This window comes from Azospirillum sp. TSH58 (assembly GCF_003119115.1).
Taxonomy (GTDB): Bacteria; Pseudomonadota; Alphaproteobacteria; order Azospirillales; family Azospirillaceae; genus Azospirillum.
Genome location: NZ_CP022364.1, coordinates 1,556,556 through 1,574,860 on the forward strand (window position 1 = coordinate 1,556,556; position 18,305 = coordinate 1,574,860).

General features: G+C 70.1%; 20 protein-coding genes. 10 read left to right on the forward strand and 10 right to left on the reverse strand.

Going from position 1 to position 18,305, the window contains the following annotated elements; all coding sequences use genetic code 11:
* Window positions 1-153 precede the first annotated feature (153 nt).
* From murJ to TSH58p_RS10870, 3 genes are all read left to right on the forward strand, one after another.
* Window positions 154-1,728, forward strand: a complete 1,575-nt coding sequence (gene murJ, locus TSH58p_RS10860; protein WP_109069898.1) for a murein biosynthesis integral membrane protein MurJ — start codon at window positions 154-156, stop codon at window positions 1,726-1,728.
* A 61-nt stretch (window positions 1,729-1,789) separates the two neighbouring features.
* A complete protein-coding gene (trpS, locus tag TSH58p_RS10865; protein WP_109069899.1) occupies window positions 1,790-2,788 on the forward strand; it encodes a tryptophan--tRNA ligase in 999 nt (332 codons plus the stop codon).
* A 24-nt stretch (window positions 2,789-2,812) separates the two neighbouring features.
* Window positions 2,813-3,430 carry a pyrrolidone-carboxylate peptidase gene (locus tag TSH58p_RS10870; protein WP_109069900.1) on the forward strand — a complete coding sequence of 206 codons (618 nt, stop codon included), beginning with the start codon at window positions 2,813-2,815 and terminating at the stop codon, window positions 3,428-3,430.
* Between the two features lie 137 nt (window positions 3,431-3,567).
* On the opposite strand, the gene TSH58p_RS10875 is transcribed toward TSH58p_RS10870, so the two are convergent.
* From TSH58p_RS10875 to TSH58p_RS10890, 4 genes are all read right to left on the reverse strand, one after another.
* Complete coding sequence (locus TSH58p_RS10875; RefSeq protein ID WP_109069901.1) at window positions 3,568-4,329, reverse strand: YkgJ family cysteine cluster protein; 762 nt, start codon at window positions 4,327-4,329, stop codon at window positions 3,568-3,570.
* Between the two features lie 22 nt (window positions 4,330-4,351).
* On the reverse strand, window positions 4,352-4,831 hold the full coding sequence (locus TSH58p_RS10880) for a YchJ family protein (RefSeq protein WP_109069902.1): 480 nt from the start codon (window positions 4,829-4,831) through the stop codon (window positions 4,352-4,354).
* A 97-nt stretch (window positions 4,832-4,928) separates the two neighbouring features.
* On the reverse strand, window positions 4,929-5,315 hold the full coding sequence (locus TSH58p_RS10885; RefSeq protein ID WP_109069903.1) for a MarR family winged helix-turn-helix transcriptional regulator: 387 nt from the start codon (window positions 5,313-5,315) through the stop codon (window positions 4,929-4,931).
* A 377-nt stretch (window positions 5,316-5,692) separates the two neighbouring features.
* Window positions 5,693-5,893 (reverse strand): hypothetical protein, encoded by a 201-nt coding sequence (locus TSH58p_RS10890; RefSeq protein ID WP_109069904.1) that lies wholly within the window; start codon window positions 5,891-5,893, stop codon window positions 5,693-5,695.
* A 331-nt stretch (window positions 5,894-6,224) separates the two neighbouring features.
* Between TSH58p_RS10890 and catB the strand changes: the two genes are divergently transcribed.
* Window positions 6,225-6,860, forward strand: coding sequence for a type B chloramphenicol O-acetyltransferase (catB, locus tag TSH58p_RS10895; protein ID WP_109070006.1), 636 nt, complete (start codon window positions 6,225-6,227; stop codon window positions 6,858-6,860).
* Between the two features lie 85 nt (window positions 6,861-6,945).
* Here the strand turns inward: catB and TSH58p_RS10900 are convergent, their stop codons facing one another.
* Window positions 6,946-7,623, reverse strand: coding sequence for a TetR/AcrR family transcriptional regulator (locus tag TSH58p_RS10900; RefSeq protein WP_109069905.1), 678 nt, complete (start codon window positions 7,621-7,623; stop codon window positions 6,946-6,948).
* Window positions 7,624-7,772: 149 nt separating this feature from the next.
* Between TSH58p_RS10900 and TSH58p_RS10905 the strand changes: the two genes are divergently transcribed.
* From TSH58p_RS10905 to TSH58p_RS10915, 3 genes are all read left to right on the forward strand, one after another.
* Entirely contained in the window at window positions 7,773-8,525 is a 753-nt protein-coding gene (locus tag TSH58p_RS10905; RefSeq protein WP_199230116.1) for an SDR family NAD(P)-dependent oxidoreductase, read from the forward strand.
* A 228-nt stretch (window positions 8,526-8,753) separates the two neighbouring features.
* Complete coding sequence (locus TSH58p_RS10910) at window positions 8,754-9,959, forward strand: OpgC family protein (RefSeq protein ID WP_158282598.1); 1,206 nt, start codon at window positions 8,754-8,756, stop codon at window positions 9,957-9,959.
* 156 nt (window positions 9,960-10,115) lie between these two features.
* Window positions 10,116-11,621, forward strand: a complete 1,506-nt coding sequence (locus tag TSH58p_RS10915; RefSeq protein WP_109069907.1) for an alpha/beta hydrolase — start codon at window positions 10,116-10,118, stop codon at window positions 11,619-11,621.
* 15 nt (window positions 11,622-11,636) lie between these two features.
* On the opposite strand, the gene speE is transcribed toward TSH58p_RS10915, so the two are convergent.
* A complete protein-coding gene (speE, locus tag TSH58p_RS10920; RefSeq protein WP_109069908.1) occupies window positions 11,637-12,512 on the reverse strand; it encodes a polyamine aminopropyltransferase in 876 nt (291 codons plus the stop codon).
* Entirely contained in the window at window positions 12,509-13,018 is a 510-nt protein-coding gene (speD, locus tag TSH58p_RS10925; protein WP_109069909.1) for an adenosylmethionine decarboxylase, read from the reverse strand. Before speD ends, speE begins: the two co-directional genes overlap by 4 nt.
* A 209-nt stretch (window positions 13,019-13,227) precedes the next feature.
* Between speD and TSH58p_RS10930 the strand changes: the two genes are divergently transcribed.
* Entirely contained in the window at window positions 13,228-13,989 is a 762-nt protein-coding gene (locus TSH58p_RS10930) for a gamma-glutamyl-gamma-aminobutyrate hydrolase family protein (RefSeq protein ID WP_109069910.1), read from the forward strand.
* A gap of 89 nt (window positions 13,990-14,078) precedes the next feature.
* Here TSH58p_RS10930 and TSH58p_RS10935 read toward each other — a convergent pair whose 3' ends face one another.
* On the reverse strand, window positions 14,079-14,573 hold the full coding sequence (locus tag TSH58p_RS10935; RefSeq protein ID WP_014238979.1) for a MarR family winged helix-turn-helix transcriptional regulator: 495 nt from the start codon (window positions 14,571-14,573) through the stop codon (window positions 14,079-14,081).
* Between the two features lie 398 nt (window positions 14,574-14,971).
* On the opposite strand from TSH58p_RS10935, the gene TSH58p_RS10940 reads away from it, so the two are divergent.
* The gene (locus TSH58p_RS10940; protein WP_109069911.1) at window positions 14,972-15,655 is read left to right on the forward strand and encodes a fumarylacetoacetate hydrolase family protein; all 684 of its coding nucleotides are present in this window, start codon (window positions 14,972-14,974) and stop codon (window positions 15,653-15,655) included.
* 25 nt (window positions 15,656-15,680) lie between these two features.
* The gene (xth, locus tag TSH58p_RS10945) at window positions 15,681-16,475 is read left to right on the forward strand and encodes an exodeoxyribonuclease III (RefSeq protein WP_109069912.1); all 795 of its coding nucleotides are present in this window, start codon (window positions 15,681-15,683) and stop codon (window positions 16,473-16,475) included.
* Between the two features lie 48 nt (window positions 16,476-16,523).
* Here the strand turns inward: xth and TSH58p_RS10950 are convergent, their stop codons facing one another.
* Window positions 16,524-17,108, reverse strand: a complete 585-nt coding sequence (locus tag TSH58p_RS10950) for a histidine phosphatase family protein (RefSeq protein ID WP_109069913.1) — start codon at window positions 17,106-17,108, stop codon at window positions 16,524-16,526.
* On the reverse strand, window positions 17,105-18,304 hold the full coding sequence (locus tag TSH58p_RS10955) for a glycosyltransferase family 4 protein (protein WP_109069914.1): 1,200 nt from the start codon (window positions 18,302-18,304) through the stop codon (window positions 17,105-17,107). Before TSH58p_RS10955 ends, TSH58p_RS10950 begins: the two co-directional genes overlap by 4 nt.
* Between the last annotated feature and the right edge of the window lies 1 nt (window position 18,305).

Sequence of the window (18,305 nt, forward strand, 5' to 3'; positions counted from 1 at the left end):
AACACTGCCTAAAGGTCATTATGCGCCAGCCGACCTCCCCCTTCAATGGACAAACCGGCGACCAATGATACAAAAAGTAGAGAATAATCAAACTTTTGCGGGTTGTTTGGCACCGCTGCCGCGGGAACTGGCGCCGAATGCGGCGGTCGGCGGATGAGCTTCGCCCGCGCCATCGCCACCGTCGGCAGCCTGACCCTGCTGAGCCGGCTGGCCGGCTTCGCCCGCGACATCCTGACCGCGGCGGTGCTCGGCGCCGGGCCGGTGGCCGACGCCTTCTTCGTGGCGCTGAAGCTGCCGAACTTCTTCCGCCGCCTGTTCGCGGAGGGGGCCTTCAGCGTCGCCTTCGTCCCGCTGTTCGCGGCGGAGCTTCAGCGCAACGGCCGCGCCGCCGCGGTGGCCTTCGCCGAGCAGGCGCTGGCGATCCTGCTGTCGGTGCTGCTGCCCTTCACCGCGCTGGCCATCCTGGCGATGCCCGCCCTGATGCACGTCCTGGCACCGGGCTTCGTGGACGAGCCGGCGAAGTTCGCGCTGGCCGTCGACATGGCGCGGCTGACCTTCCCCTACCTGACGCTGATTTCGCTGGTGGCCCTGCTGGGCGGGATTCTGAACGCGCTGGACCGCTTCGGCCCCTTCGCCGCCGCCCCCATCGCCTTCAACCTGACGCTGATCGCAGCCCTGCTGACCGCGCCGCGGCTGGGGCTGGAACCGGGGCGGGCGATGGCCGCGGCGGTGACCCTGTCGGGGGTGGTGCAGCTGGTCTGGATGGGCTGGGCCTGCCGGGCGGCGGGGGTGACGCTGCGCCTGACCCTGCCGCGGATGACCGAGGGGATGCGCCGCCTGTTCCGGCTGGTCGGGCCGGGGGCCATCGGCGCCGGGGTCATGCAGATCAACCTGTTCCTGAACGTCGTGCTGGCCTCGCTGCTGCCGTCGGGCGCGGTGTCCTTCCTCTATTACGCCGACCGGCTGAACCAGATGCCGCTGGGCGTCATCGGCATCGCCATCGGCACCGCCCTGCTTCCCGTGCTCGCCCGCCACGCCGCGGCGGGGGACGAGCGGACGGTCCGCCATTACCTCAGCCGCGCCCTGGAGTTCAGTCTGCTGCTCGGCCTGCCGGCGGCGGTGGCGCTGGGGGTGGCCGGGGCGCCCATCGTGTCGGTGCTGTTCGAGCGCGGCGCCTTCGGCCCGGCGGAGGCGCAGGCGACGGCCTGGGCGCTGGCCGCCTACGCCATCGGCATCCCCGCCCATGTCATCGTCAAGGCGCTGAACGCCGCCTTCTTCGCCCGCCAGGACACGGCGACCCCGGTGCGCGTCGCCGTGGTGGTGACCCTCGCCAATCTGGCGCTGGGGATCGCGCTGATGCCGGTGCTGGGGCATGTCGGGATCGCGCTGGCCACCGGGCTGACCGCCTGGTTGAATCTCGCCTTGCTGGCCCATGCGCTGCACCGCCGGGGATTCCTGCAGCTGGACGGGCGCTTCCTCGGCCGCGCGCCGCGCATCGCCGCGGCGGCGCTGGGCATGGGGGCGGCGCTGCTGGCCGGCGCGGCGCTGCTGGCGCCGGGGCTGGAGGCGGCCTCCACCCTGGTCCGCTTCGGGGCGCTGGCCCTGCTGGTCGGCGGCGGCGTGGCGGTGTTCGGGACGCTGGCGCAGCTGACCGGCGCCACCGATCTGGCCGACCTGAAGGGCTTCCTGCGCAAGGACACCCCGGAATTGGAGCCGCCCGTGTCTTGACCCCGCCCGGTTCCGGCGCGATAACAGCCGCCTTCCAGAAGTTTCGAGCGAGAGTCCTCCCGTGAACCGCATCTTCTCCGGCATGCAGCCGACCCGGCAGCTTCACCTCGGCAACTATCTGGGGGCGCTGCGCAACTGGGTCGAGCTGCAGAACAGCTACGAGTGCATCTTCTGCGTCGTCGACCTGCACGCGCTGACCATCGACCAGGACGCGGAGGTCCTGCGCAACAACATCCGCGAGGTCACCGCGGCCTACATCGCCGCCGGCATCGACCCGGAGAAGAACATCCTCTTCAACCAGTCCTTCGTCCCGGCCCATTCGGAGCTGGCCTGGATCCTCTCCTGCCACACGCCGCTCGGCTGGCTGAACCGCATGACGCAGTTCAAGGAGAAGGCCGGTAAGCAGAAGGACATGGCCAACCTCGGCCTCTACTCCTACCCGGTGCTGATGGCCGCGGACATCCTGCTCTACAAGGCCACCCACGTCCCGGTGGGCGAGGACCAGAAGCAGCATCTGGAGCTGGCCCGCGACATCGCCGGCGCCTTCAACCGCCGCTACGACACCGAGTTCTTCCCGCTGCCCAAGCCGCAGATCCTGGGCGAGGCGACGCGCGTGATGTCCCTGCGCGACGGCACCAAGAAGATGAGCAAGTCGGACGAGTCCGAATATTCGCGCATCAACATGACCGACGACGCCGACACCATCGCGACGAAGATCCGCAAGGCCAAGACCGATCCGGAGCCGCTGCCGGACAATGTCACCGACCTGGAGAAGCGTCCGGAGGCCGACAACCTCGTGACCATCTACGCCGCCCTGTCCGGCCAGACGCGCGAGCAGACGGTGCAGCAGTTCGCGGGCGCCCAGTTCTCCGGCTTCAAGGCGGCGCTGGTCGACCTGTCGGTCGCCAAGCTGGCCCCGATGACCACCCGCATGAAGGAGCTTCTGGACGACAAGGCGGAGATCGACCGCCTGCTGCGCCGCGGCGGCGAGCGCGCGGCGGCCATCGCCGAGGCGAACCTGAACGGCGTGAAGGACATCATCGGCCTTCTGCGTCCCTAACTTCACGACCGAAAGGCGTCCGCCGTGACGGCTCCCATCCTGCTCACCGGGTTCCAGCCCTTCGGGGATCACGCCGTCAACCCGACGGCGCTCCTCATGGAGCGGCTGGCCGGCGAGCCGGGGGTCGTCACCGCGGTGCTGCCCGTCGAATACGACGCCTGCGGCGCGGCCTTCGCCGCCCTGCTGGAGGAGCACCAGCCCGCCGCCGCCCTGTGCTTCGGGCTGGCGGCCGGGTCCGAATACATCAAGATCGAGCGGCTGGCCTGGAACCGCGACGAGAGCGAGCAGGCCGACAACGCCGGGGTGGTGCGCACCGACGACGCCATCGAGCCGGACGGGCCGACCGCCTACGGCTCCACCCTGCCGGTCCCCACGCTGGTCCGCGAGCTGGCCATCGCCGGCCTGCCGGTGACCTTCAGCGACCACGCCGGCGGCTTCGTCTGCAACCACCTGTTCTACCGAGCCCGCCACGCGATCGAGACGGCGGACCTCGACGTTCCCATGGGCTTCATCCACCTGCCGCCGCTGCCGGAGCAGGTCGCCGACCAGCCGGGCCGCTCCGGCCTGACGCTGGACCAGCAGGAACAGGCGGTGCGCCGGCTGGTCGGGCTGCTGCGCCAGGGGCTGGGGATCGCCGCCTGATTGAAAAGGTACTGATCTTTCACGGATTTCGCGGATTTTGGCACGGATGGACCGGATAAACGGATTTCGCGAAATCCGTGTTCAAATCCGCGAAATCCGTGAAGACCCTGTTGTCTGGCGACGGAGCGCACACCCCATCACGCCCGCTGCGCCAGCCGCTCCATCTCCTTCGCCCAGCCCGCGTAGTTTTTGTAAAACTCGGCCAGCGCCGGATCGCTCCGGGTGCGCTCGGCCATCGCCTGCATCAGCGGCGCCTGGGCCGCCGCCAGTTCCCGCGCGTCGGTCCGCCGGGTCGCCGTCAGGAAGGACGACAGGCTGGTGACCAGCTTTCCCCCCGCCGGGGCCGCGGCCATCTTCGCCAGATCGTTGACGATCCACGGCATGTATTTCAGCACATAATCGGCGTAGATCCGCATGACCGGCGCCTGCTCCAGCAGGTCGGCGCGCTCGCGGTCGAAGTCCGTACGGTCGAGGATGGCGTGGTTGCGGTAGACGACCGGCGCCTCCGCCGAAACGTCGCACTCCCAGCCCTTGCGCGGGACCAGCAGGTCGGCCTGATCCTTTTCCTCGCGGTAGGGGTAGAAGGGCATGGTCCGGCAGCGCGACGGCTTGTCGGCGTGGATGCCGCAGAGGTTGTCGGCCTGCAGCGCCGGGCAGGGGAAATGGTTCGGCAGATAGGCGGAGGGCTGGATCAGCACCGCCACCGTCTTGCGGTTGGGCAGGCGCACGGTCGTGCCCAGCCGGGCGGCGAGGTCGTAGGATTTCGCGTTCGACCGCACCACCGTCCAGACCAGCGCCAGCGGGAAGCGGACGGCGTGGGCCACCGCGTCCTTGAGCGTCAGCGGCAGCAGCCCGTGGCAGCATTTTCCGCAGGCGGTGCAGGCGAAGCGCGGTTCCATTCTTCGGGTCCCCGTCCGGCCTCTACCGGCCGCAGCAGGCCTTGAACTTCTTCCCCGACCCGCAGGGGCAGGGCTCGTTGCGGCCCACCTTGACGACCCGGCGCGGCTCGCCCTTCGGGTTCACCTCGCCCGCGCTGTAGAGCCATTGGCCATCGACGCGGCGGAAGGACGCGCGCTCGTGATGGCGCATGTCCTGGCCGTCGCGGCGGAAGTGGATCAGGAACTCGACGGTGCCCTCGTCGCCCTCCTCCGTCGCGCGCAGCACGTCCAGCCGCTGCCAGTCGCACTCGTCGGCCACCCGCTCCGCCTCGGCGCGGTTGAAGTCCTCGCGGATCTCCGGCGCGTGGGTGCGCTCCACATGGTCGAGGTCGTGGCGCACGAAGGCGGTGTAGCGCGACCGCATCAGCGCCTCGGCCGTCGGAGCGGGGGCGCCGGCCAGGATCGGGCCGCAGCAGGTGTCGAAGGAAAGGCCCGAACAGCAGGGGCAGGCGGAGGAGGTCATGGCGCGCGCGTCCGTCGGTGGGTCCGGGGGTGGTGTGGCAGGACAGGCCACCCCGGTCAAGCGCCGCTGACCAAACACAACGGATGGGCAGGGTGCTTCAGGCCGAACGGGCGCGGCGCGGTTCGGACGGGGTGTGGACGGTCGGCTTCACGATGGCGCGCAGCTCCTCAAGGAAGGCGCGGCCGGTGTCGGTGAGCGTGACGATCTTGCGGCGGCGTTCGCGCGGGTCTTCCTGGGCCTGGACGAGGTCGAGTCCGGCCTTCCCGAAGCTGTGCCAGCGGCTGAGCGCGGCGACGTTGCGCGACGCGGAGGATTGGGCGATGCCCAGGCGTTCCGCAAGCTCGCCGATGGAAATCCCTTCGTTCCCCGCGATCGTCATGAAGGACAGCGCGTATTGGATCGGCAGGTCGGGATCGAGCTTGCGAAACGCCTCGAGCACATGGACGACGGTGGTCACCTCGTCAGCGCGAACGTGGGCCGGCATCAGCGACCCTCCCCGAGCGAGGACCCCATCGGGCCGGTGTGTAGATGATGTTCAGGCGTCCAAGCCATACCACGAATTCCCCGTTATCCCGCCGGGCGTCGAAAAAACGATCCGGAGAGGCCCAGTGGGCGTGCTCAACGAAGACCGAACGACCGCAAAACCCCAAAAAGACACACATGGCTTCCTCTCGATATCCGGAATTCGCGTTCCAATGCGCAAGGTTGAAGAAGGGAGCCGGTAGCTCGCTGGGTGGTATGGTTGGACCAATCGCCCTGTCGGCGATTCGGGATGGTGGATACGATGGCTTTCATCGTGGTCTCCGTGGGTTGAAGGAAGGCGCGGCCCCGAAGGGAAACCGCAGGATCGGGTATCGCCTGTCAGCGATACGCTTGCAACGTCAAAAATGACCGGGCATCCGAAAGGTTCCGCTCCCGGATGTGTTGGGCCGGACCATAGCCCGCTTCGGTTCCGTCCAGCCCGATGTCGCGCCGCAGATGGGCGCTCAACGTCTCCACCCCGGCGTCGTCGCCGGCGGTGTCCAGCCACTGCCGCAGCAGGGCGTTCCACAAGGTCTGCATGACTCCTCTCCTTGGTGCAGAGGAGCAATTAATCCGCTATCGGATGATTTCCGTCAAGCCTGATTCAGCCCTGTCGGACCAAGCGGTTGGGCTGTGCCGACATTCGTGCATCCGGGCAACCCTGCGGTTCCGCCCTTGGCGATCCGCTTTTCCCGCCGTATAGAGTCCCGTCATGAAGGCGAGCCCAAGTACCACCTGCATCGTGCTCTGACGCGTTTGACGCGGAGAGCCTGAACGCGCGCGCCCCGGAGGGGAGCCCGCGGTGTGTGTCTGCGCCCGTGTGCAGGCGGAAAGCCGCCGGATCGGCGGCTCACATGCAGTGAGCAACGTCATGGAAAACGTCTTCGAAAGCCCGTTCAAGGGCATGTTGCTGGAGAAGCAGGTCACCAACCCGAACATCATCGTCGGCCGGTACAGCTATTATTCCGGCTATTATCATGGCCACAGTTTCGATGACTGCGCCCGGTTTCTTCTCCCGGATGACGGTGTCGACCGGTTGGTGATCGGCAGCTTCTGCTCGATCGGGTCTGGCGCGGCCTTCATCATGGCGGGCAACCAAGGCCACAGGAACGACTGGATCAGCACGTTTCCCTTCTTCTGGATGCCCGAGGTGCCGTCGTTCGCCGGCGCGCGGAATGGCTATCGGCCTGCCGGCGACACGGTGGTCGGCAATGACGTCTGGATCGGTTCGGAGGCGATCGTCATGCCCGGCGTCACCATCGGCGATGGCGCGGTGATCGGCACGAGAGCTCTGGTGACGCGCGACGTCGAGCCTTACGCGATCGTGGGCGGCAATCCCGCCCGAGTGATCCGGAAGCGCTTCGAGGACGATCTCATCGCGATGCTGCTTGAGATGAGGTGGTGGGATTGGTCCGACGACCAGTTGCAGGTCGCCATGCCGATCCTGACCAGCGGCGATGTCGCGGGGCTTTATCGCCACTGGCGAGATGTGATCGAACGCGACTGACGGAAACCAAGGCGGCTTCGCCTGTTCACGCCGGAACCGGCGAAGCCGCCTCGCGGCCGGGCGATGCCGGACGCGTCCGGAACGCTCAGGGCGGTGGGCGGCGGCCGACGCGGGCGTCCCAGCCCAGCATCGCGACCTCGGCCACGGCTTCCAGTTCGGCGCGCTCCGCGCCGTCGCGGGCGAGGATCGACATGCCGGCCTGCACCGTCTGCACGAAACGGGCGAGCGCGTGGAGGTCGACCGAGGCCGGAATTTCGCCCTCGGCCACGGCGCGCGTCAGGCGCTCCGTCAGGATGTCGACCGCCGAGGCGCGCGCCGACCGCACCACCTCGCCCAGTTCGGCGTGACCCTCGCTGCCGACCGCGGAGAGCGTCACCATGCAGCCGCGCGGCATGTCGCCGCGGCAGCCGGTGAGCGCCGCGGCCGAGTCCATCAGCAGCGCCATGACCGCCTCGCGCGCCGTGCCGGCGGCGGCGAACCGCCCCCAGACCAGCCCCTCGTAGCTCTTGCGGTAATGGTTCACCGCCTCGACGTAGAGCGCCTCCTTCGAGCCGAAGGCGGCGTAGAGGCTGGGCGAGGCGATCCCCATGGCCTCCGTCAGGTCGGCGATGGAGGTCGCCTCGTAGCCCTTGCTCCAGAACAGGCGGGTGGCCTGGGTCAGGGCGGCTTCGCGGTCGAACGCGCGGGGCCGTCCGCGTCCGCGGGCGGGCGGCGGCGTGTCGGTGCGGTGGTCCGCGGGCGGTGTCGGGCGTGATTTCTGCATCGATCACTATGTAATCCCGCCGCCGCGTGGGGGCAACGGGCCTCGGCGTCCGTGGTCCATATTCTGTATCGATCAACACAAAAATCATTGACCGACGCGGCAAACGCCTCTAGCTGTTTTTGTATCGAACGACACAGAAAGGTTGGGTCATGGGTGAGGCGATTGGTGATCTGGTTGGAAAGCGTGCCCTGGTGACGGGCGGGTCGCGCGGCATCGGCGCCGCCATCGCGCTGGCGCTCGCGGAGAAGGGCGCGGACGTGGCGATCTCCTACGAGCGGTCGGCCGAACGCGCCGCCGAGGTCGTCCGGGCGATCGAGGCGAAGGGCCGGCGCGGGGTCGCCGTCCAGGCCGACAGCGCCGACCCGGCGGCCATGGCGACCCTGGTCGGCCGGACGGTGGAGGCGCTCGGCGGCCTCGACATCCTGGTCAACAACGCCGGCATCGCCCGCCAGGGCATGGTCGCGGAGATGAGCCTCGCCGACATCGACGCGCTTCTCGACGTCAACGTGCGCGCCGCGGTGCTCGTCGCGCAGGCGGCCATCCGGCATCTGAAGGAGGGGGGGCGCATCGTCTTCATCGGGTCGTGCCTCGCCGACCGCATCACCGCCCCGGGCGTCACCGTCTATTCGATGACCAAGTCGGCGCAGATCGCCCTGACGCACGGCCTCGCCCGCGAACTCGGCCCGCGCGACATCACGGTGAATCTGGTCCAGCCGGGGGCGACGAACACCGACATGAATCCGTCGGACGGCGCCCATTCCGAAATCCTGCGCTCGCAGACGCCGCTCGGCCGCTACGGCCAGCCGGAGGACGTGGCGGCGGCCGTCGCCTTCCTGGCGAGCCCGGCGGCCCGGCAGATTTCCGGGGCCACCCTGACGGTGGACGGCGGCCTGAACGCCTGAAGCCCAAACGCCTGATTCCGGAACCGGTTCGGGGAAGCCTTTGTTCGAAAAGGCTCTCCCGGACGGCTTCGGCCAAGGATTAACGATCCGTTAACGACGAATATGGGGCGACCCGAGGAGCGCCACGCCAACACCGACGCCAGCAACGGAGACGCCACAGATGCGGCACGCACCGATGAGAACGGCCGATTTCCCCGCCACCCGGCCGCCGCCGCAGGGTGCCGCCTGATGAGCCGTTCCGCGACGCTCGACGGACTGCGAGGCTATTTCCTCGTCTTCATGATGGTCAACCACGTGGTGCTGGCCGGCGGCGTGCTGCTCGCCAAGGTCAACCACGCCGAACTCGGCTATGTGCAGGACGCCCAGGGCTTCGTGCTGCTGTCGGGCATCGTCGCCGGGATGTACTACACCCGCGTCTGGACCCAGCGCTCCCCCGAGGCGGCCCGGCGGCGCCTGTTCGCCCGCGCCCGCGAGCTGTACGTCTCGACCATGCTGGTGATCGCGCTGGTCACCGCCATGGTGGTGCTGGTCCCCGGCGCGCGGGAGCCGCTGGGCGGATTTCTCGGCCATCTGGCGTGGCTGGAGCCCGGCACCCTCCTGGCGAGCGCGCTCCTCCTGCACTCCCCGACCTTCACGGATCTGCTGATCCAATACATCCTCTACCTCGCCGCGACGCCGCTGCTGCTCCGCCTGATCCTCGACGGCCATGCCCGCAAGGTCGCGCTGGGCAGCGCCGCGCTGTGGGCCGCCGTGCAGATGGGCCTGCACGTCCCGGTGCTGAGCGCGCTCGACGACGGGCTAGGGCGGCTCAGCGACGGGCTGGCGGTGCGCGGGCCGTTCAACCCGCTCGCCTGGCAGGTGCTCTACGTCGCCGGGCTGCTGATCGGCAGCGCGGTGCAGCGGGGCCGCTTCGACGCCGACCGCTGGTTCCCGGTCGAGCGGCCGCCCTGGCTGGTGCCGGCGCTGGTCACCGTGGTGGTCTGCGCGGCCTGGCACCTGTCCTTCGTCCATGAGCTGGTCGGCCCGGCCGTCGGCGAGCGCTTCCTGCGCTACGTCGACCGCACCGAGTTCAGCCTCGTCTACCTCGCGAACTTCGCGGCGCTGGCCTACGTCGTCTCCTGGCTGCTCATCGCCGGGCCGCGGTCGTCCCACCCGGTCGCCGCCGGCACCGCCCGGCTGCTCACCGCGCTGTTCAACCTGCCCTTCCTTCGGCTGCTGGGGCGGCACTCGCTGCAGGTCTATCTGTTCCACGTCCTGGTCGCCTACGCGATCCTGCTGATCGACCTGTTCGGCGGCCCCTTCAACCAGCTCACCAAGGCGGTCCTGCTGCTCGCCAGCGTCGCCAGCCTCGCCATCCCTGCCCTGTGGCGCGAGCGGAGCCGCGCCAAGCCGGCGGAGCGGGGCGCCGTCCGGATGGGCTCGTCGCGGGGGTGAGGCCGCGGGGGCGCGGACGGACAGGACCCGTCTTGTCCTGGACAAGCCCGCCCCGCTGGGCCAAAGAGAAAGCATCAAAAGTGGTGGGACCGCTGGAAGGGCCATCGCCCGGCCGATCCCCGCCCGCCCTTTCGCTGCTGAGGACGATCGACCCGCGTGACGAGACGCGCCCATCATCGGTGGTTCGGGACCCTGGCCGCCGCCCTGCTGGCGGTGGCGCTGGCTCCGGTGCCGGCCCAGGCCGACCCCCGCTTCGTGCCCGGCCCCTGCTGGTTCTCCGTGCCGGAGGGCGAGGCCGCGCTGTGCGGGACCGTCGGCGTGCCCGACCGGCGCGACCGGCCGGCGGCGCGGGCCTTCCGCCTGCCGGTCGTCGTCCTGCTCTCCACCGCCAAGCAGCCGTCCCCCGACCCCGTCCTGTTCCTGGAGGGCGGCCCCGGCGCCTCCCCCTTCGGCAGCGGCGAGGCGGTGGAGGAGCGGATGGAGGTGTGGTGGTCGCTGACCGCCGGCTTCCGCCGGTCGCGCCACGTCGTTCTGTTCGACCCGCGCGGCGCCGGGCGGGCCGAGCCGGACACCGACTGCCCGGAACTGGACGTGCTGGGCGCCTCGCCCCGCCTGCGCCCGGTGTCGCGGGACCGCCGCGCCGCGCTGGAGCGCACGGCCATCGCCGCCTGCCGCGACCGCTTCACCGCCAACGGGCTGGACGGCGCCATGTTCACCACCCCCATCGCCGCCGACGACGCCATGGACGTCGCCGCGGCGCTGGGCGCGCAGCGGGTCAATCTGTTCGCCGTGTCCTACGGCACGCGGGTGGCGTTGGAGATCCTGCGGCGCCATGGCGGGCGGGTGCGCACGGCGGTGCTCGATTCCATCTACCCGCCCGACGTCAACGCGACGGAGGAGGCGCCCTGGCTGGTGCACCGGGCGTTCCGGCGGCTGTTCGACGACTGCGCGGCCAACCGCGTGTGCCGCGCCGCCTATCCGGACCTGGAGCGCCATCTTCTGGAGCTGGTGGAGCGGCTGGGCAAGGCCCCGGTCGACGTGCCGGTGGGCGATCCGGAGATTCCGCGCTGGGCGCGCATGGACAGCGCCGCCGCCCTGTCGGCCCTGCTGGAGGCGATGGCCGAGGGCGAGAGCGTGCCCCGCCTGCCCGCGCTGATCGAACGGGCGTGGCGCGGGCGCTACGACCGCCTGACCGACTGGGTGCCCGCCCCCTGGCTGGGCGACCCCGACTCGGCGGAGGGCATGGCGTTCTCCATCGAATGCCGGGAGACGGTGAACCCCGCCGACCCGCTGCGGCTGGCCGACGCCGCGCGCCGCTTCGCCCCCTACGGGGCCGTCACCGCCGACGATCCCGGCCGGCGCGTCTGCGCCCAATGGCCCGCCGCCGCGCAGGAGGCGTCGGAGCGGCTGCCGGTGGCCAGCGCGGTGCCGGTGCTCCTGCTGTCCGGCGCCTACGACCCGCTGACCCCGCCGGACTGGGCGGAGCGCGCCGCGGCGACCCTGCCGAAAAGCCGGCATCTGGTCTTCCGCAGCGCCGGCCATCTGGTCACCGCGTCGGACGACTGCGCCGTCGCCGCCGCCACCCAGTTCGTGGACTCGGAAACCCTGCCCGCCAACGCCTGCCCGGCGGCGGCCAAGCCGCCGGGGTTCCAGCCGCCGTGAGCCCCAGGGACAGGCTTACTTCAGCGCGTCCAGCATGAAGGCCGGCAGGGCGAAGCTGGCGACGTGGATGTCGGGCGTGTAGTAGCGGGTGGCCAGCCCCGCCGCGGCGAAGCGCGGACGGATCGCCTCCGCCGTCTGGCGGCGCAGCGCCGCGTCGTCGGTCGCCCAGCCGAAGGCCATGAAGCCGCCGTAGTAGCTGGGCACCGGTGCCACGAAGAAACTCGCGTCCCCGAACAGCCGGCCGAGCCGCCGGTGGCTGTCCTTCAGCTCGCCCGGCTGGAGGAAGGGCACGCCGTTCTGGGTGACCAGCACGCCGCCGGGGGTCAGCCGCGCCTTGCAGTCGGCGTAGAACGCCTCGGTGAAGAGGACGGCGCCCGGCCCGTGGGGGTCGGTGGAATCGACGATGATGACGTCGAACCGCTCCGTGGTCTCCTTGACGCCCTTATTTTTTACGAAGGCGCAGCCGTCGGCGATCACCAGATCGGTGCGCGGATCGTCGAAGGCGCCGGCGCTGATCGACGGCAGATGGGCGATGGACAGGTCGACCACCGAGCGGTCGATCTCCACCATCGTCACCCGCTCCACCGCCTTGTGCTCCAGGCAGCGGCGCAGCATGCCGCCGTCGCCGCCGCCGACGATCAGCACGCGGCGGACACGCCCATGCGCCAGGATCGGCACATGGGTCAGCATCTCGTGATAGACGAACTCGTCGCCCTCGGTGGTCTGGACGACGCCGTCGAGCGCCATCACGCGGCCCAGGACCGGGTTCTCGAAGATCACCAGGTCCTGGAGGCCGGTGCGATCGCGGTGCAGGACGCGGCCCATGCGCAGGCGCTGGGCCACGTCCTTGTGCAGCGTCTCGTCGTACCAGCCGGAGCCGGAGTCGCTCATGACCCGGTTTCGCCGCGCAGCAGTTCGTCGCACTTCACGCCCGTGGGCTTGAAGGCGCGCTCCAGCACCGGGATGGCCTTCATGGGCTGGGCGTCGCCGCACATGAAGATGTCCAGCGCGGCGTAGCCGCGTTCCGGCCAGGTGTGGATGCTGATGTGCGACTCGGCGAGCACCGCCACGCCGGAGATGCCGCCGTTCGGCGTGAAATGATGCAGATGGATGTGCAGGAGCGTCGCCCCCGCCACCTCCACGGACTCGATCAGCGTGGAGCGGACATGGTCCAGCTCGTCCAGACGTTCGGCGCCCCACAGATCGACGATCAGGTGCGTGCCGGCGCAGACCTTGCCATCGCGGACGATGAAATGATCCTTGCGGTCGTCTGTGGATTCCTTCCAGGGACCAGAAGTCACGTTGGTCCGGTTGGAGATTTGTCCTTCCGTTTGGGCTTTCCTTGGATCGCTTCCCAAGTCCATCCCCAATTGGAAGAGAGAAGCGGTCTTCGCCATCGTTCTCCCCCATCAGCAGATGTTCCGCGCAGATGGCGCGGAGGAGGGGGGCATATGGGACAAATTCGCATGCGAATCAACACAATTCTGTCCCGGCATCTCCTTTGTGCTTGGCGGCAGGCCTCTGGCGCGGTGCGCGGCGGCGGCGCATAATCGCCTGTCCGCCGCCTTCCGGAGCGGTTTGGCAATCCTGTCTGGAGGTCCCCGCCATGACCCGCAAGCCGCTGATCGGCGTTCCCGCCTGCACCCGCATGATGGGGGAGCATCCCTTCCACGTCGTCGGCGACAAGTATGTCCGCGCGGTGTCGGACGGGGCCGGCGGCATGCCGCTGCTGATCCCGGCGCTGGGAACGGCGCTGGACATGGACGAGGTGGCCGGCCGGCTCGACGGGTTGCTGGTCACCGGAAGCCCGTCGAACGTCGAGCCGCACCGCTACGGCGGGGCGCCCAGCGAGCCGGGCACCATGCACGATCCGGAGCGCGACGACACCACCCTGCCGCTGATCCGCGCCGCGCTGGAGATGGGCGTGCCGCTTCTTGGCATCTGCCGCGGCTTCCAGGAGCTGAACGTGGCGCTGGGCGGCACGCTGCACCAGCGGGTGCACGAGGTGCCGGGCTACGCCAACCACCGCGAGGACAAGGAGGCGCCGCTGGCCGTGCAGTACGGGCCGTCGCACAGCGTGCGGCTGACCCCCGGCGGCGTGCTGGAGAGGCTGGCCGGCGGCGAGGCGGCGGTGACCGTCAATTCCCTGCACGTGCAAGGGATCGACCGGCTGGCCGACGGGCTGATCGTGGAGGCGATGGCCGAGGACGGGCTGGTCGAGGCGGTGCGGGTGGCGGGGGCGCCGGCCTTCGCGCTGGCCGTGCAGTGGCACCCGGAATGGCGGTTCTGGGAGAACCCGCTGTCGGCGGCGATCCTGCGCGCCTTCGGAAGCGCCGCCGCCGACCGGGCGCGGCGGCGCCTTTCCTGAAAATATGATTTCAGGACAATAGATCAGGTCAACAATTGGCGGGTGCCGCGTGCCCAGGAATTGGGCACGCCGCCCTCAACCCATCGGCGTCAGCCGGCCCGCGAGATGCGGCGGAGGAAGTCGATGAGCTGCGCCTGCTCCTCGGCCGAGAGATCCTTCACCATGGCCTTGTCATGGGCCTGGATGCGCGGAATCAGCTCGTCCAGCAGCTTCTCCCCTTCCGGGGACAGGCGGAGCGCGTAGGAGCGGCGGTCGTTGGGCGAGGGCGCCCGGATGACCAGACCGCGCGACTCGAGCCGGTCGATGACCGCGACCATGGTCGAACGGTCGATGCCCACCGCCGAGCCCAGGTCGGACTGCGACAAGCCCTCGTTCTCCTTGATCATGATCAGGACGCCGAACTGTCCCGGCGTCATGTCGTGGGGCGCCACGGCGTTCTGGAAGCTCTGGAACACGGCCACCTGCGCCTTGCGCAGATTGTAGCCGACGAGCTCCGGCAGAGGGCCGAGGGCCATCTTTCCGGTCTTGCTCGGACGCTGGCGGGTGCGCCGGTCCGAGGGGGTGGGGCGGTCGATGTCGGTCAACGTGAAAGCCGTCGTTTATTGACTGGTCTATTGGTCGTGTAAAATGCAGGCAGGTGCCGATTTTGTCAGCAAGAACCACACAATCCGCTCCGAATGCATAGCACCCATTCCCGTTACGCATTGGTTCCACCCGGAAGCGGCTCCACCTCTAGCCCTATGAAGTGATCGCGCTCCTGACCCCGGACCCCCCGGAAACAGGCATGCCGGCGCGGTTGCCCGCCGACGGTTCATTCCCCTGCCGCAGACGGGTTCCAAAAACGGAGCTTCCGACGCCCGGTCCCCCCCAGGCCGGGCGTCTTCGCGCCAAAGCCCCGGCCCAACGGCTGGGGCTTTTTTCTGGGGCTCTTTCCGGTAGGGTGGTTGCCCGAACCGCACCCCCTCCGAAAGAAAGGCGCGCCATGGCCTACGCCATTCCCCTGTGGCCCCAGCCCACCGTTCCGGTCGCCGGCGGCGATCCGTTCCCGGTCCGCCGCATCTACTGCGTCGGCCGCAACTACGCCGCCCACGCGCGCGAGATGGGCGCCGATCCGGACCGCGAGCCGCCGTTCTTCTTCATGAAGCCCGCCGACGCCATCGTCGCCGACGGCACCGCCATCCCCTACCCGCCCAGGACGGCCAACCTGCACCACGAGATCGAGCTGGTCGTGGCGATCGGCACCGGCGGGCGCGACATCCCGGTGGAGCGCGCGCTGGACCATGTCTACGGCTATGGCGTGGGGCTGGACATGACCCGCCGCGACCTGCAGAACGCGGCGAAGAAGGAAGGCAAGCCCTGGGACATGGGCAAGGGCTTCGACCAGTCCGCCCCCTGCGGCACGCTGCGCCGCGCCGCCGACATCGGCCACCCCGACAAGGGGGCGGTGACGCTGTCGGTCAACGGCGAACTGCGCCAGAAGGGCGACCTGTCGGACCTGATCTGGTCGGTGTCCGAGACCATCGCCTACCTGTCCGGCCTGGTCGAGCTTCAGCCGGGCGACCTGATCTACACCGGCACGCCGGAGGGCGTCGGCCCGGTGGTGGCCGGCGACCGGCTGGAGGGCGCGGTCGAGGGCGTCGGCGCCATCGCCGTCACCATCGCCTGACGTCGCCATTACGGATCACCGGACGATGCGCATCGCCACCTGGAACATCAACTCCGTCCGCATGCGGATGGACCTGCTGCTGCGCCTCATCGACGAGGCGCAGCCGGACGTCATCTGCCTTCAGGAGACCAAGGTCGTCGACACCGACTTCCCCATGGCCCCGCTGGCCGAGAAGGGATACGTCCACGCCCACATCCACGGGATGAAGAGCTACAACGGCGTCGCCATCCTGTCGAAGCTGCCCTTCGCGTCGCGCGACGTGCAGCACTGGTGCGGCAAGCAGGACTGCCGCCACGTCTTCGCCGAACTGCCCGGCGGGATCGAGCTGCACAGCGTCTACATCCCGGCGGGCGGAGACATTCCGGACCCGGAACAGAACGACAAGTTCGCCCACAAGCTTCAGTTCGTGGACGAAATGACCGAGTGGTGGACGACCCGGCGCAGCCCGGACCGCCGGATGGTCATGGTCGGCGACCTGAACATCGCACCGCTGGAGAACGACGTCTGGAGCCACAAGGAGCTTCTGAAGATCGTCTCCCACACCCCGGTGGAGGTGGCGAAGCTGACGGCGATGCAGGCGTCCATCGGCTGGGTGGACGCGGTGCGCCATTTCGTTCCGCCCACGGAAAAGCTCTACACCTGGTGGAGCTACCGCGCGAAGGACTGGGCGGCCTCCGACCGCGGCCGGCGCCTGGACCACATCTGGGTCACCCCGCCGCTGAAGGACGCGCTGACCGGCCACCGCATCCTGCGCGAGGCCCGCGGCTGGGAGCCCAAGCCGTCCGACCATGTTCCGGTGATGGTCGATCTGGCCGTTTGATCTGGACGTGTGAACTGGCCCCGTGATCCGGACATGTGATCCGCCGGGTCACCGCTCCGTCAGAGGCACGTTCATCGCCACGACCGACGGCGTCCCGTCCTCCGCGACCCGGAAGCGGTGGGCGCAGCCGTCGGTCAGGCGATGGGCGGGCTTGCCCACCATGTCCCAGCCGGTGGCCAGCGCGTAGAGCGCCCGCATCACCCCGTTGTGGGCCACCGCCCCGGTCGGCACGCCCCGCGCGCCCACCTCGGCCAGCCAGGGGATCAGCCGCGCCTGCACGTCGCGCGGGCTCTCCCCGCCCGGCGCCCGGAAGTCGAGGCCCATGCGCTCGCGGTCCGCGGTCAGGGCGCCGCTCGACCGCAACTCCTCCAGCAGGCGGCCTTCCCACGCGCCCCAGCTCATCTCCACCAGACGCGGTTCCGGCGCCGGGTCGAGGCCGAGCAGCCGGGCCGTCTCCCAGGCCCGCCGCTTCGGGCTGGCGACCCAGCGGTGGCCCAGCACGTCCGGCGGCAGCCTCCAGGTCGCGACTCGGGCGCGGCCCTCGTCGGAGAGCGGCTCGTCGATGCCGCCCTGGAGGCGGTGCGCGGCGTTCCAGGCGGTCGGCCCGTGGCGCAGGATGATGAGGTCGGTCATGGGGTCCCTTTCCGCGCGGCGCGCCGGACGACTCCGTCCAGAACCGCCACCGCGTTGCTCAGATCGTGCTCGGCCGCGGCGATGCGGCGCGCGGCCTCGCCGAAGCGGCGGCGTTTCCCGGGGTCGTCGAGCAGCGCCCGGACCGCGGCGGCGAAGGCCTCCGCGTCGCTCACCGGCGGCAGCAGGCCGGTCACCCCGTCGCGCACCACGTCCGGCACTCCCCCGGTCCGCCCCGCCACCACCGGCAGCCCGGCGGCCTGGGCTTCCAGCAGGGCCATCCCGTAGGCCTCGTTCACCGCCGGCCAGACCAGCAGGTCGGCGGCGGCGTAGAGGGCGGTGAGGGCGGAAGAGCTTTGCTGGCCGAGGAACAAGACTCCCTCCCCTGCGAAGCGGGGGAGGGTCGGGGTGGGGGCAAGCGCGCCTCCCCCGAACAGCGCCTCGATCCGGGAACGCGCGGGACCGTCGCCGGCGATCAGCAGATGCGGACTCGCCCCCACCCCGGCCCTCCCCCGCTGGGCGGGGGAGGGAGAGAGGGCTTGGGCCAGAATCTCGTAGGAGCGTTCCTTGTCGCCGCCGCGCATCATGCCGACCGCCAGCAGCCACGGGACGTCCGGGTTCAGGCCGTAACGCGCCGCCAATTCCGCCCGGTGCCGGTCGCGCTCCGCGGCGGCCGCCGCGAAGGGACGCGTGTCGAGGAAGGGCCGCAGCCGCACCAGCCGGTCCGGCGATTGCAGCAGCGGCAGCACCCCCTCCGCGTCGTGGCCGGCGAGGGTGACGACGGCGGCGGCCTGCCGGATCGCCGCCTCGGCGGCGCGGTGGCCGGCGGCGAAGGGGCCGGTGGCGCGCTTGGCCGCGAAGGACGCCTCCGCCACCACATAGGGGATGCCGAAGCGGCGGCTGACCGCCGGGCCGATCCAGTCCGGCGCCTTGTGGTACAGGTGGTAGGTGAACCAGAGGTCCGGCGGGTCGTCCCGCCAGCGCGCCGTCAGGCGGTCGGCGCAGCGCGCGCCCAGCGCGGCCAGACGCTCCGCCCGGCCCGGACGGCGCCCGTCGTCCCAGCTGCGCAGGGTGCTGGCCAGGGTCACCGCGTGCCCGGCCCCCTCCAGCGCGGCCATCAGCAGCCGGGCCATGCGCCGGTCGCCCGAGGGCACCGGGTGGGTCGGGGATTTCAGCGGGGCGTAGAAGGCGATGCGCATC

Bases quoted from the DNA above. Each gene is read 5' to 3' on its own strand.
- TSH58p_RS10905 (WP_199230116.1), top strand. From the start codon at position 7,773: ATGGGTGAGGCGATTGGTGATCTGGTTGGAAAGCGTGCCCTGGTGACG.
- TSH58p_RS10885 (WP_109069903.1), bottom strand. From the start codon at position 5,315: ATGCCGGCCCACGTTCGCGCTGACGAGGTGACCACCGTCGTCCATGTG.
- TSH58p_RS10880 (WP_109069902.1), bottom strand. From the start codon at position 4,831: ATGACCTCCTCCGCCTGCCCCTGCTGTTCGGGCCTTTCCTTCGACACC.
- xth (WP_109069912.1), top strand. From the start codon at position 15,681: ATGCGCATCGCCACCTGGAACATCAACTCCGTCCGCATGCGGATGGAC.
- TSH58p_RS10875 (WP_109069901.1), bottom strand. From the start codon at position 4,329: ATGGAACCGCGCTTCGCCTGCACCGCCTGCGGAAAATGCTGCCACGGG.
- TSH58p_RS10930 (WP_109069910.1), top strand. From the start codon at position 13,228: ATGACCCGCAAGCCGCTGATCGGCGTTCCCGCCTGCACCCGCATGATG.
- TSH58p_RS10910 (WP_158282598.1), top strand. From the start codon at position 8,754: ATGAGCCGTTCCGCGACGCTCGACGGACTGCGAGGCTATTTCCTCGTC.
- TSH58p_RS10940 (WP_109069911.1), top strand. From the start codon at position 14,972: ATGGCCTACGCCATTCCCCTGTGGCCCCAGCCCACCGTTCCGGTCGCC.
- TSH58p_RS10890 (WP_109069904.1), bottom strand. From the start codon at position 5,893: ATGCAGACCTTGTGGAACGCCCTGCTGCGGCAGTGGCTGGACACCGCC.
- speE (WP_109069908.1), bottom strand. From the start codon at position 12,512: ATGAGCGACTCCGGCTCCGGCTGGTACGACGAGACGCTGCACAAGGAC.
- TSH58p_RS10955 (WP_109069914.1), bottom strand. From the start codon at position 18,304: ATGCGCATCGCCTTCTACGCCCCGCTGAAATCCCCGACCCACCCGGTG.
- speD (WP_109069909.1), bottom strand. From the start codon at position 13,018: ATGGCGAAGACCGCTTCTCTCTTCCAATTGGGGATGGACTTGGGAAGC.
- TSH58p_RS10900 (WP_109069905.1), bottom strand. From the start codon at position 7,623: ATGCAGAAATCACGCCCGACACCGCCCGCGGACCACCGCACCGACACG.
- catB (WP_109070006.1), top strand. From the start codon at position 6,225: ATGGAAAACGTCTTCGAAAGCCCGTTCAAGGGCATGTTGCTGGAGAAG.
- TSH58p_RS10950 (WP_109069913.1), bottom strand. From the start codon at position 17,108: ATGACCGACCTCATCATCCTGCGCCACGGGCCGACCGCCTGGAACGCC.
- murJ (WP_109069898.1), top strand. From the start codon at position 154: ATGAGCTTCGCCCGCGCCATCGCCACCGTCGGCAGCCTGACCCTGCTG.